The sequence below is a fragment of the Promicromonospora sp. NPDC023987 genome, assembly GCF_040639055.1.
Classification (GTDB): domain Bacteria; phylum Actinomycetota; class Actinomycetes; order Actinomycetales; family Cellulomonadaceae; genus Promicromonospora.
The window spans coordinates 1-12,168 of the sequence record NZ_JBEZZF010000106.1; the positions used below are offsets into that span (position 1 = coordinate 1).

Consider the following 12,168-nt stretch of genomic DNA (forward strand, 5'->3'; position numbering starts at 1 on the left):
CCTCCCTCGACGTACCTGGTACGTCGAGTCAGGGCCGCAGGCCGTCTTCCTGGACGCGCTGGGGTTGTCGGGCCGCCGCCCGGAGCCACGCGATCAGCTCGTCCGCCGTCTCCGGGACCCGGAGCCCGGCCGTCAGCGCCGGAGCGCCCCGCGGTCCCAGGACCGCGCGCAGCAGGGCTTCCCCCGCCAGCCCGACCTCGCCGAGCAGCTCGATCTCGCGCTCGTTCACCCCGACCGGCGTCGGCCCGTTGCCCATGTCCGTGCCGTAGACGAGCGTGCCGCCCGCCGCGACGAACCGGCGCGCGTTGTCGAGCGCCAGCTCCAGGGCGACCGGCCGGCCGGGCCGGTAGTGGATCGCGAAGGTGGAGATCCAGGTCATGTGCGCGGCACGGGCGACCAGCTCGGGCGACAGCGGTTCGGTCCAGGGTACGTGCACCAGCGTGTCCGCACCCGCGTCGACGGCGCGCTCGGCCTGGCCGGCGCCCTCAGCGTGCACGACGACGGGCAGCCCGCCCGCGTGCGCCTCCGAGACCAGCGCGCGCAGGACGTCGTCGGGCAGCAGGGCCATGCCCGCGTGCAGGGCGACCTTGACCGCGAACCCGCCCCCGGCGACCACGTCAGCCACCGCTTCGGCGGCCTCGCGCAGCGTGGCGACAGGCCGCACCGCTGCGTCGGGCGCCCACGAACGCCCGCTCGGATAACCGCCGGGCGCGGTATGGAACGGCCCCACGTACCGCACCCGGACGCCCGACGGCGGGGTGGCCGCCCAGGCGGACGCCTCGCGCGGGTCCCAGCCCAGGTCGTGCACCTCGGTGACCGGGCCGTCGGCGAGGAGCGCCCGGTCGACGAGGCCGAGGTGCACGTGCCGGTCGACGACGCCGGGGAGCGCCACGTCCGGCACGCCGTCACGCACCGAGCGGGCCGTCGATCTCGGTACGCACCGAGATGAGCTCGGGGAAGAACGTGAGGTCCAGGGCACGCTTCAGGAAGCCGACGCCGCTGGAGCCGCCGGTGCCGGTCTTGAAGCCGATGGTGCGCTGCACCGTGCGCAGGTGGCGGAACCGCCAGAGCTGGAACGCGTCCTCGATGTCGACCAGGTCCTCGCACGCCTGGTACAGCTCCCAGTGGGCGTGCGGGTCCTCGTAGATCGTCTTGAAGACGGCGATCAGCTCCGGGTGCTCGACCCAGGCCTCCGTGACGTCGCGGTCCAGGATCCCGGCCGGGACGTCGTGGCCGCGCCGGGCCAGCAGGCGCAGGAACGCGTCGTAGACGGTGGGCTCGCCGAGCAGCGTCTCCAGCTGCGCGTGGATCTCGGGCTTGTCCCGGAAGACCTGGAGCATCCCCGCGTTCTTGTTGCCCAGCAGGAACTCCACGGCACGGTACTGGTGCGACTGGAAGCCGGAGGACTGCCCCAGCGAGTCCCGGAACTCCGCGTACTCGCTCGGGGTGAGGGTGGCCAGCACCGACCACTGCTCCGTGATCGTGCGCTGGATGTGCTTCACCCGGGCCAGGCCCTTGAGCGCACGCGACAGGTCGTCGGTGTCGAGAAAGCCCCGGACGGCACGCAGCTCGTGCACCACGAGCTTGAGCCACAGCTCCGTGGTCTGGTGCTGGATGATGAACAGCAGCTCGTCATGGTGCGGAGGATCGCTCACCGGGTGCTGCGCCGAGAGGAGCTCGTCGAGCCCGAGGTAGGAGCCGTAGTCCATCTCGTTGCGGAAGTCCGTGCGGATGGAGGCCTCGATGGGCCGGGTGTTACCAGTCACCTATGGAGCGTAACCCCGCGCCCCGCGGTGTCGGCATGGCCCCAGGTCAGGCCGCTCGGGCCTCGTCACCGTTCGGGTTCTCGAAGGCCTCCGCCATCAGCGCGATCTCCTCGGGCGGCAGCGACATCTCGCGGGCGATCCGCGTCCAGCCCGACGTCGCCGCGGCCACCTCGCCGAGCACCCGCCGGGCGTCGTCCGGCCGGAGGCCGTAGGAGTCCGCCGTGGCCAGCAGCACCCGCACGTCCCGGTCGATGCGGTTCCCGCCGGGGCGCAGCGGCGTCGACTCGGCGACGGCGAACGGGTTCGGGTTCACGTCGAACAGGGGCGACAGGGACCAGCCGTCCGGACGACGGAGAAACCCGTGGTTCTTCATGTGGTCGTCCACGTTGCGTACGAGCAGCGTGAAGGCGACCCGGCGGAACAGATCGTGCCCGTCCGTGGCCGGCCGCCCCGAGTGGTCGGCGAGCGTCTCCGCGAGCGTCCGGTAGTCGATGACCTCGAAGAATGCCTTCTGCGTGAGGCTGTCGGCGGACAGAAAGCCGATGCGCCCGCCGCTTCCACCCCACGAGGCGTCCTCGCTTCGCTGCGGGTCCTCGCGGGGACCCCGGAGAACCGGCCGCCGGTCGAACCGGCGGGTCAGCAGGATGGACCGCGCCGGGCCGATGCGGTGCAGCCTCGCCACCGGCACCTCGATGCCCGCGTTCGAGGCGAGCCGCAGTGTCAGGTACTCCCAGGCCTGGACGTCCCACCGGTCACCACCCTCGGGCAGCTTCGCCATCCACAGGTCGCCCGCGCTGTCCCGCACGGTCACCTTGGGCCGCGCTCCACCCATCGAGGTGCCTGCCGCGACCAGGAGCCGCACGTCCTTGTCGGTCTCCCGGTGCTGCGCGACGGCGTCCGCGGCGTCGGTCAACGACGGCAGGTCCACCAGGTCGGGGACCTCCGCCCGCGGCGGCCCCAGGAAGGTCTTGCCGTCGTCCAGTGAGAAGCGCAACGCCCCCAGGCGGGTCTCGTCCTGCACGCCGAGCAGGAAGTCCACCTCGGTGAGCGTCGTGAACCCGCGGCCCTCCGTACGAGCCGCCCGCCGTTCCGCGTGGAACAGCAAGGTCCGGCCCCACTGGTCGGGCTGGCAGTCCGCGAGGACGCCGAACAGCGGACGGTCGCTGCCCGAGGGGATGTTGCCAGGGGTCAGCGGCAGCTCAGGGCAGAGGGCGTACGCGCGCGGATCACGCAGGTAGGCGGCGTCGTAGCGGAAGGTGCAGCCCACCAGGGCGCCACCGCGATTGAGGTGCATGTCGAGGTCACCGGCGCGGGCCTGTCCACCGCCTGGCAGCTCGACCTCGACGTGTATCGACATGCGGCTCACCCTCTCAGCTGGGCACTCTCACCCGTTGTGGCAGGGCACGTTCCGCGTGGAACCTGCCCATCTCGGTCGTCAGCGGGTCACTCGCGCCGACGACGGCGTCCGCCACCCCGAGCACCCGCAGCACCGCGAACGTGTTCTCGAGACTGACCGTTCCGGTGCCCGTCTCGATGGCACGCAGCGTGGTGCGCGTGATGCCCGCGCGGTCGGCGACGAGCTGGGCCGTGAGGCCGTGGATCTTGCGCCAGGCACGGACGTGGTCGCCGAGTGCGGCGAGGTCGCGCTGGGTACGAAGGGACGTTCTGGCCATGACTGCTCCTTTCGGTTACCAGGCTAACCGACGAGCTACCTAATGGTCACTGAGCTGACCACTATTTCTGTCCGCCGTAGATGAGATGGCAGAGGTCCGGGACCGACCCGGGTCGCCGCCACCGGCAGCAGAACGGGCCGCCCCACGATGTGGGACGGCCCGTCAGGCGTGAAGTTCAGCGGTGCGTCAGCCCTGCGGCTGGTTGTTGATGGTGGCCTTCTCGATCGCGCCGGCCGAGAGATCGTGCTTCTTGAGGATCTCGGCGTAGGTACCGTCGTCGATGATGCTCTGCACCGCCGCCTGGTAGGCGCGCACCAGCTCGACGTCGCCCTTCAGGAACACGAAGCCGAGCGGCGTCGGGTTGATGATCTCGGTGTTCGCCACCTCGAAGATGTCGCCGGAGCCGACCTGCTTCGCGTTGTAGGCGCCGGTGGACCACTGGGTGAGCTCGGCGTCCGCCTTGCCCTCCTGGACATGCGCGAGCGCGTCGGCGTCGGTGTCGAACTGGACCACCTCGACCGGCTTGTCCTGGCACTCCGCAGCGTTCAATCCTGCGAGCGCCTCTTCCTGAGTTGATCCGGTCAGCACAGCCACCGTGCGCCCGCAGAGGTCCTTGAGGTTCTTGATGCCCTCGGGGTTGCCGGCAGGGACCATGATCGCGTCGCTGTCGTTGTAGTAGTCCACGAAGTCGTAGTCGGCCTGTCGTTCTGCCGTGTCCGACATCGCCGCGGCGATCACGTCGACGTTGCTCGCGTACAGCTCGCCCAGCAGCGAGTCGAACAGCATGTCGTGGAACGTGTACTTCAGACCCAGCCGGTCCGAGGCGGCGTCGAACAGGTCGATCTCGAACCCGACGATGCGGCCTGCCTCGTTCGTGTACTCGAAGGGCGGGTAGCCCGACTCCGTACCGACCGTGATGCGTGTGGACTCGGCGAGCAGCTCGCCGGGCAGCATGGCGCGCAGCGCCGGATCTACCTCGACCGCCTGCTCGGCGGCCTCCGCCGGCTCGTCCGAGCTGGTCGAGCAGCCGGTCAGCAGCGCTCCGAGCGCGGCTGCTGCCGCGATCGAGCCGATGACCGCACGCGCGCGGTGTCCGAGAGCCATGCGGGGTCCTCCACACAAAAAAGACATGATGAGCGAGTTACGCGGGTGGAGCCTATACGCTCCTGATGAGTTGCTGTGAATCCGAGTTTCACCTACGCCCACCGTGAGGGATGCTGCGAGGTGGGCGCTCAGTCAGGAACTGGTGCCGACCTTAGCCGCAGCCCCCACATCAGCCAGAATCACCGCATCGATGAGGCCCCGCGCCCACTCGAGCACCTCGGTCCCGCGCAGCGGCCGCCCGCCGATCCGCGCGGTCGTCGGGAACGGCACGAGGATCGCCCGGATGGCGGGCTTGAGGATCGTTCCAGGGTAGAGCCGCTTCAGCCGCAGCTGCGCCGACTCGGGCAGGTTCAGGGGCGCGAACCTGATGAACTTGCCCTGCGCCGTGATGTCTGTCAGCCCTGCCTCGCGGACATGGTTGCGGAAGCTCGCGACGTCGAACAGGGCGTCCGCAAGGTCGGGCAGGGCGCCGTAACGGTCGGTGAGCTCGGCACGCACCTCGTCCAGCGCGCCGGTGTCGTGCGCCGTCGCGATCTTCTTGTACGCCTCCAGCCGCAGCCGCTCGGTGGCGATGTAGGACTCGGGGAGGTGTGCGTCGACGGGCAGCTCGATGGTGACCTCTGGCGCCTCCTCCTCGGCATCGCCGCGGAAGGCGGAGACCGCCTCCCCCACCATGCGCACGTAGAGGTCGAACCCGACGCCGGCGATGTGGCCGGACTGCTCGCCGCCGAGGAGGTTGCCCGCGCCACGGATCTCGAGGTCCTTCATGGCGATCTGCATGCCCGCGCCGAGGTCGGTGTGGGCGGCCATCGTGGCGAGCCGGTCGTGCGCCGTCTCGGTGAGCGGCTTCTCCGGCGGGTACAGGAAGTAGGCGTACGCGCGCTCGCGCCCGCGGCCCACGCGGCCACGGAGCTGGTGCAGCTGGGACAGGCCGAGCATGTCGGAGCGCTCGAGGATCAGGGTGTTGGCGTTGGAGATGTCCAGGCCGGTCTCGATGATCGTGGTGCAGACCAGGACGTCGAGCTCCTTCTCCCAGAAGGCGCGGATGACCTGGTCGAGCTGGTGCTCGCTCATCTTGCCGTGGGCCACCCCGATGCGGGCCTCCGGCACCAGCTCGTTCAGCCGGGACGCCGTGCGCTGGATGGTCTCCACCTTGTTGTGCACGTAGAAGACCTGCCCCTCGCGCAGCAGCTCGCGGCGCAGCGCGGCGGCGATCTGCTTCTCCTCGAAGGCGCCCACGTAGGTGAGCACCGGGTGCCGCTCCTCCGGGGGCGTGGCCAGCGTGGACATCTCGCGGATGCCCGTCACCGCCATCTCGAGCGTGCGCGGGATGGGGGTGGCGGACATCGCCAGCACGTCCACGTTGGTCCGTAGCTGCTTGAGCGTCTCCTTGTGCTCGACGCCGAAGCGCTGCTCCTCGTCGACGACCACCAGGCCGAGGTCCTTGAACACGACCGAGCCCGTGATGAGCCGGTGGGTGCCGATGACGACGTCGACGCTCCCGTCCTTGAGTCCGGCGAGCGTCTCCTCGGACTCCTTGGCGGACTGGAAACGGCTCAGCGCCCGCACGTTGACGGGGAACCCGGTGTACCGCTCGGAGAAGGTCTCGAAGTGCTGCTGCACCAGGAGTGTCGTGGGCACGAGGATGGCGACCTGCTTGCCGTCCTGCACCGCCTTGAACGCCGCCCGGATGGCGATCTCCGTCTTGCCGTACCCGACGTCGCCGCACACCAGGCGGTCCATCGGTACGGACTTCTCCATGTCGGCCTTGACCTCGTCGATCGTGGCGAGCTGGTCCGGGGTCTCGACGTATGCGAAGGCGTCCTCGAGCTCACGCTGCCACGGGGTGTCCGGGCCGTAGGCGTGGCCCTGCGTCGCCATGCGCGCGCTGTAGAGCCGGATGAGCTCTCCCGCGATCTCCTTGACGTGCTTGCGGGCCTTGGCCTTGGTGTTCTTCCAGTCCGCGCCGCCCATCTTGGACAGCGACGGCGACTCGCCACCGGTGTACTTCGTGACCTGGTCCAGCTGGTCGGTGGGCACGAACAGCCGGTCGCCCGGCTGGCCGCGCTTGCTGCTCGCATACTCGATCACGAGGTACTCGCGGGTCGCCCGGTTGCCGCCGGTGCCCATGGTGCGCTGCGCCATCTCGACGAACCGGCCGACGCCGTGCTGCTCGTGCACCACGAAGTCGCCCGCCTTGAGCTGCAGCGGGTCCACGACGTTGCGCCGCCGGCTGGGCATCTTGCGCATGTCCCGCGTACCGGAGCCGGCCCGCCCGGTCAGGTCCTGCTCGGAGAAGACCGCGAGCTGCAGGTCGGGCGCCACGAACCCCTTGCCGACGCCGCCCGCCACGACGTGCACGATCCCGGGCTCCGGCTCGTCCTCGAGCGAGATCGCCAGCCGGGCGGCCGTGCCCGCCGCCGACAGCTGCTCCGTCATGCGCTTCGCCGGGCCGTGTCCCTCGGTGGTCAGGACGAGTCGCCAGCTCGCGAGCTGCAGGCCGCGCACGTCGTCCAGCGCCCGCGCGAGGTCGCCACGGTACGACTCGACGTCGCGCGCGGTGACCACGAACGTGTCGGAACCGGAGACCGCCCCGGTGGACTGCGGGGCCGACGCGTCGGTGACCGCGTCGGTGAGCTCCGTGTCCTGCGTGAAGGCGGAGAGCGTCCACCAGCCGAGGCCGCGGCGCGCGGCGATCTCGCGCACCTCGGCGAAGGTCTCGAAGGAGGCGGCGGACAGGTTGATCGGCGCGGAACCACCGGCGACGGCACCGGTCCAGGCTGCGGCGAGGAACTCCTCGGTGGTCGCGACGAGGTCGTGGGCGCGCCGGCGCACGCGCTCCGGTTCGTTGACCACCAGCAGCGCATCGTCCGGCATGAGCTCCAGGACGGGCACCATGCGGTCCACCAGCACGGGTGCGAGCGACTCCATGCCCTCGACCGCCACGCCCGCGGCGAGCTTGTCGAGCATCTCGACCGCACCGGGCAGGCTCTCCACGAGCTCCGCCGCGCGCGCCCGGACCGCGTCGTCCAGCAGGATCTCCCGGCAGGGCGGCGCCCAGAGCCCTCGCTCGGCGATCTCGAGGCTGCGCTGGTCGGCGACGGCGAACCAGCGGATCTCCGTGATCTCGTCGCCCCAGAACTCGCACCGCAGCGGGTGGTCCTCCGTGGGCGGGAAGACGTCGAGGATGCCCCCGCGGACGGCGTACTCCCCGCGGCGCTCGACCATGTCGACGCGGGTGTAGGCAGCGGCGGTGAGCCGCTCGGCGACATCCGTCAGGTCAGCCGTGGTGCCGATGTCGAGCTGGACCGGCTCGAGCTCCCCCAGGCCCTCGACGACAGGCTGCAGCAGCGCACGGACCGGCATCACCAGCAGCCGGATCGGGCCGTCCTGCCCGTGCCCCTCCGCCGGATGGGCGAGCCTGCGGAACACCGCGATCCGCTTGGCCACGGTGTCGGCACGCGGGCTGAGCCGCTCGTGCGGCAAGGTCTCCCAGGCGGGCAGCACCGCGACATCGTCCGCCCGGTCCTCCGGGAGGTAGCTGCGCAGGCTGGCGGCCAGCTCGTCGGCCTCCCGGCCCGTGGCCGTCACCACGACGAGCGGGCGCTGCTCCGCCGCGGCCACCAGCAGCGGCGGACGCACACCGGCCGGGCCAACCACGTCCACGTAGCCGCGGGCGCGCACGTGCTCGACGGCGGCGGACGCACCGGGATCGCGGAGGAGGCTGGGAAGCAGGCCGGTGAGGTTCATGGGAGCTCTAAGTCCTTCGATGGCGCACGACGACGGGCCCACCACGAGCACGACCCGGTACGGATCATGGAGTGAGGGGCTGGTCCCAGGCTACTCCCGGCCACCGACAGCGGCCCTCCGCCGTCCCCTGGTCACGCTCGGCACGTATCCCGTCAGGTACCTCGGCACGTACGATGTGCGGCGATGTTCACCCCATCCGAGTCACCGCGGCACGCAGGCGTGCCGGCTCGCGGCCACGACGCCGTCGGACAGCACACCGCCGTGCGCCTCGCCTGGCCCGACGCCGCCCGCGGGCTCGCGATCGGCCTCGTGGTCCTCTACCACGCGACCAACTGGACCTGGTCCACCGGCTACGAGGTGGGCGTGCTGCGCGAGATCAACGAGACGCTGCGCAGCCTGCGCATGCCGCTCTTCTTCGCGATCTCCGGGATGTTCGCCGCCAAGTGGATGGCTGTGCCGTGGTCTCGCCTGGCACGCGGCAAGCTGCTCTTCTTCGCCTGGGTCTTCGTGCTGTGGGAGCCGATCTCGCTGGTGGTCCGCCTGCTCACCGGCTACTACCAGGTGGCCGACGCCGACTGGGGCACGCTGGCCCACGACCTCGCCTGGTCGCTGCCGATCCCTCGCTCCGAGCTGTGGTTCCTCTGGACGCTCGCGGCGTTCTTCGTGATCGCGCGCGTGCTGCGCCGGGTCCCGGTGCCCGTGCAGCTGGTGGTCGCCGCCGCGGTGAGCGGCTGGGCGCTGGCCGGCTGGGAGCCGGAGACCATCGCCTGGCGGGGTACCGCACAGTTCGTGGTGTTCTTCCTGGCCGGGCTGCACCTGCGGCCGCTGCTCGAACGGTTCGCCGAGCGGGTCACCTGGCTCTGGGCAGTGGTAGCCGTCGCCGTCTGGCTCGGCATCCAGGTCGCGGTGCGAGAGCTCGGTCTCGCCGACGTCCCCGGGTTCTACCTGCTGGCCAACGCTGCGGGGGTGCCGGCAGGGATCACGGTGAGCGTCCTCGCCTCGCGGATCCCCGGAGCGCGCTATGTGCCCAGGTCACTCGGGTTGGAGTGGATCGGCTCGCGCACGCTGCCGGTGTTCGTCACCCACACGTCGGTGGTCCTCGCGCTGCTCTCGGTGCTCTGGCGGAACGCCGTGTGGATCCCGGCGCCGCAGTCGCAGTGGCTGCCTGTGGCGTTCTGGTTGGTGGCCATCGCCGTCGGGCTGGGACTGGGGACCCTGGCGCCCCGGATCGGCGCACGCTGGTTGTTCGCGCCGCCGCGCCGGCTCACAGGTTCGGCCGGTTGACGTCCGACGGTCGATAGCGCAGCGGGCACGCTCAAGAACTCACCCGCACCGGCATCAGCAGGCTGCGGTCCGCCGGCCGGGCAAGGCACGCCATGGCCAGCACCTGACGGGCCGCGTCGAGCGCCAGCGTCACGTCGCCGCCGCCCAGCGCCGTGAGCGCCTCCAGCAGGTAGGCGCGGTCGAACGCGACGGCGCCCGGCACGCTCGGCCGGACGACGTCGACGCCGTTGTCACGCAGCAGCACCGCCACGATGTCCCGCTTGCCGGGGACCGTGGCCGGGGTGTCCTCGACACCGGGCGCATCGTTCACAACCCGGCTGACCAGGTCCGATGCCGGTAGGTGCGCCTCACGAACCCAGCTCGCCCGCAGGAGGGCCGCGTAGTCGGGGTACTCGGCGGCGACCGGTTCCGCGACGATCGGCTCCGCGCCGGGTGTGCGGAACACGGCTCGGTCGATCCGCAGCGCAACGCCCACCATCGACCGGTTCCCGCCGTCCGGCACGGCCCCGCCGGCCGGCACGCCCCCGCCGGCCGGCACGCCTCCGCCGTCGGGCAGCGCCGCAACAGCCGCAAGGGCGGCCAGCGGCGCGACGAACCGCACCGGCGGCCCGTCGAGGTGCCAGACCGGCAACGACGCGACGGCGAGCCGGGCGCGGTCGCAGGCCACCAGCCGCAGCACTCCGTCGGAGCAGTCGAGCAGCACGCCGGTCAGCGCCGGCCAGCCCGGGTCGAACCCCACGGCGTAGCGGACGGCGGCGAGCGCCCGCGCGACGTCCGCTGCCAGCACCTCGAAGCGCGTGGTCGGCGGGTCGGCGATCAGCTCACGGGCGTCGGACAGCTGTGTCCGCGCCACGGCGAAGCGCTCCTCCAGTGCCCGCTGGTGCCGTTCCAGGACGGTCAGCGCCTCGGTGGGCCGATGCCGGCTCGCGAGGACAGCGGCGATGTCGGCGAGCGGCATCTCCACCTGGCGCAGCCGCGCGACCAGCCGGGCCTGGTCCACCTGGTCGCGCGAGTACCAGCGGTAGCCGGTGACCGGGTCGGACCAGGCGGGGCGGAGCACGCCCGCCGCGTCGTAGAACCGCAGTGCGCTGACGGGCAGGCCGCTCTCCCGTGCCGCCGCCCCGATGCCGCGCAGGTGTTCGTGCATGCGCTCACTGTGCACTCTCGACCGGCTCGAGGGTCAATCGCCGGAAGGCCACCCCACCGGCGGCCGCGCAGCCCAGCAGCCCCAGCGCGCACGCGCCTCCCGCTACCTGAGGGGACGTCGCGGCCGCGAGCGCGCCGATCCCCGCGATGGTGAGCGTCACTGCCAGGGCCTGCACCAGTCCGACCAGTGCCTGCACCCGCGCGAGGTGCGTGCGCGGGGCGGAACCGAGCACCACTGGCGCGAGGTGGGCGGTGAACAGCCCGCTCCCGGCGCCCACGAGAACAGCAGCGGCGACGGCCGCTCCCTCCCCGCCCGGCGGCACTGCGGCGGCCACCAGCCCGGCCTGTCCAAGGGCAGCCACGGCGAGCCCGCCCGACGCCGTCGCACCTGGCCGCCGCGCACCGCCTCGCCGGGCGACGACTGCGGTGACCACGATGATCCCCGCGCCCTGCGCTCCGGCGACGACGCCGGTAGCGACCGCACTCCAACCCGCGTCGCGCGCCAGGAGCGGGAGCACGAGCGACACGGTCGGCAGGAGGAACGCGGCGGCGCCCGCGACCAGCGTCAGCGCTACGACCAGGCCCGGGGTGTGCCGTACGACCCGCACCCCGTCGAGCGCGGCCCGCCACACGGGCATGCTCCGGTCCGACGCCGGGGTCGCGTAGCGGGCGCGAACGAGCAGCAGGACGACCAGCACCACGAGCAACGTGCCCGCGTCGAGCACGGCGACCGCGCCGAGACCACCGGCCGCGACGAGGACCCCGGCAAGTGGCGCGCCGAGCAGGATCACCGTCTGTCCGGCGCCCTGGCGCAGCGCCAGCGCGCGGGTGAGCTGCGCGTCCGCGACGAGGCGCCGGGGCATCGAGCCGGCCGACGGGCGGTAGAACGCCGAGACCACCCCGCGCAGCACGCTCGCCGTGAGCAGGAGCCACAGCGGCGTGCCTGCGTGCAGGACGGCGAGGGCCAGCGCCACCGACATCAGCAGCATCACGGCGTCGCCCGCGATCATCACGCGGCGTGCGCCGAACCGGTCGGCGATGGCCCCGCCGAGCAGGAGCAGCAGCACGGACGGCAGGCTCCCGGCCGCCAGGACCAGGCCAGCTGCGGCACCGCCGTGCTCTGCCGCCAACCAGCCGAGAGCGAAGCCGAGCACCACGTCACCGAGCTGGGAGACGGTCGCGGCGGCGAGCCACACCAGGTACGACGCCGGGAGCGGTCGGCGTGCCGGCGTCGGCTGTGGCGTCCGTGGTCGGGCGGCGTAGGAGTAGGAGAAGGTCATGCTGGGAACCCTGCGGTCTCGACCTGCTGGAGGGTCAATGCGGCTCCTACGCCGAGGTCGTTACTTTGCCTCGAGGTCGGCACAGGCCTGTGCCGACCTCGAGGCAAAGTAAAAAACAAAAAAGGGAGGGGCCCCGACAAAAAAGTAATTTAGAAAAGGAAAAGG

At 71.6% G+C, this 12,168-nt stretch carries 9 protein-coding genes; 1 reads left to right on the forward strand and 8 read right to left on the reverse strand.

From position 1 onward, the window contains the following. Positions 1-28: 28 nt before the first annotated feature. From AB0F40_RS26100 to mfd, 6 genes are all read right to left on the reverse strand, one after another. Positions 29-913 (reverse strand): hydrolase, encoded by an 885-nt coding sequence (locus AB0F40_RS26100; protein ID WP_357474869.1) that lies wholly within the window; start codon positions 911-913, stop codon positions 29-31. Further along, positions 906-1,766, reverse strand: a complete 861-nt coding sequence (kynA, locus tag AB0F40_RS26105; protein WP_357474872.1) for a tryptophan 2,3-dioxygenase — start codon at positions 1,764-1,766, stop codon at positions 906-908. Before kynA ends, AB0F40_RS26100 begins: the two co-directional genes overlap by 8 nt. A 46-nt stretch (positions 1,767-1,812) precedes the next feature. After that, positions 1,813-3,123, reverse strand: coding sequence for a HipA domain-containing protein (locus AB0F40_RS26110; RefSeq protein WP_357474875.1), 1,311 nt, complete (start codon positions 3,121-3,123; stop codon positions 1,813-1,815). A 13-nt stretch (positions 3,124-3,136) separates the two neighbouring features. Beyond that, entirely contained in the window at positions 3,137-3,439 is a 303-nt protein-coding gene (locus AB0F40_RS26115) for a helix-turn-helix domain-containing protein (protein WP_357474878.1), read from the reverse strand. A 186-nt stretch (positions 3,440-3,625) separates the two neighbouring features. Beyond that, entirely contained in the window at positions 3,626-4,543 is a 918-nt protein-coding gene (locus tag AB0F40_RS26120; RefSeq protein ID WP_357474881.1) for an ABC transporter substrate-binding protein, read from the reverse strand. A 132-nt stretch (positions 4,544-4,675) separates the two neighbouring features. Beyond that, positions 4,676-8,293, reverse strand: coding sequence for a transcription-repair coupling factor (gene mfd, locus AB0F40_RS26125; protein WP_357474884.1), 3,618 nt, complete (start codon positions 8,291-8,293; stop codon positions 4,676-4,678). A 183-nt stretch (positions 8,294-8,476) separates the two neighbouring features. On the opposite strand from mfd, the gene AB0F40_RS26130 reads away from it, so the two are divergent. Then, on the forward strand, positions 8,477-9,577 hold the full coding sequence (locus AB0F40_RS26130) for an acyltransferase family protein (protein WP_357474887.1): 1,101 nt from the start codon (positions 8,477-8,479) through the stop codon (positions 9,575-9,577). A gap of 31 nt (positions 9,578-9,608) precedes the next feature. Here the strand turns inward: AB0F40_RS26130 and AB0F40_RS26135 are convergent, their stop codons facing one another. Together AB0F40_RS26135 and AB0F40_RS26140 are read right to left on the reverse strand one after the other, a co-directional pair. After that, positions 9,609-10,724 (reverse strand): MerR family transcriptional regulator, encoded by a 1,116-nt coding sequence (locus AB0F40_RS26135; protein WP_357474890.1) that lies wholly within the window; start codon positions 10,722-10,724, stop codon positions 9,609-9,611. 4 nt (positions 10,725-10,728) lie between these two features. Beyond that, positions 10,729-12,003, reverse strand: coding sequence for an MFS transporter (locus AB0F40_RS26140; protein ID WP_357474893.1), 1,275 nt, complete (start codon positions 12,001-12,003; stop codon positions 10,729-10,731). Positions 12,004-12,168 lie beyond the last annotated feature (165 nt).

Bases quoted from the DNA above. Each gene is read 5' to 3' on its own strand.
- AB0F40_RS26140 (WP_357474893.1), bottom strand. From the start codon at position 12,003: ATGACCTTCTCCTACTCCTACGCCGCCCGACCACGGACGCCACAGCCG.
- AB0F40_RS26130 (WP_357474887.1), top strand. From the start codon at position 8,477: ATGTTCACCCCATCCGAGTCACCGCGGCACGCAGGCGTGCCGGCTCGC.
- AB0F40_RS26120 (WP_357474881.1), bottom strand. From the start codon at position 4,543: ATGGCTCTCGGACACCGCGCGCGTGCGGTCATCGGCTCGATCGCGGCA.
- AB0F40_RS26135 (WP_357474890.1), bottom strand. From the start codon at position 10,724: ATGCACGAACACCTGCGCGGCATCGGGGCGGCGGCACGGGAGAGCGGC.
- AB0F40_RS26110 (WP_357474875.1), bottom strand. From the start codon at position 3,123: ATGTCGATACACGTCGAGGTCGAGCTGCCAGGCGGTGGACAGGCCCGC.
- AB0F40_RS26115 (WP_357474878.1), bottom strand. From the start codon at position 3,439: ATGGCCAGAACGTCCCTTCGTACCCAGCGCGACCTCGCCGCACTCGGC.
- mfd (WP_357474884.1), bottom strand. From the start codon at position 8,293: ATGAACCTCACCGGCCTGCTTCCCAGCCTCCTCCGCGATCCCGGTGCG.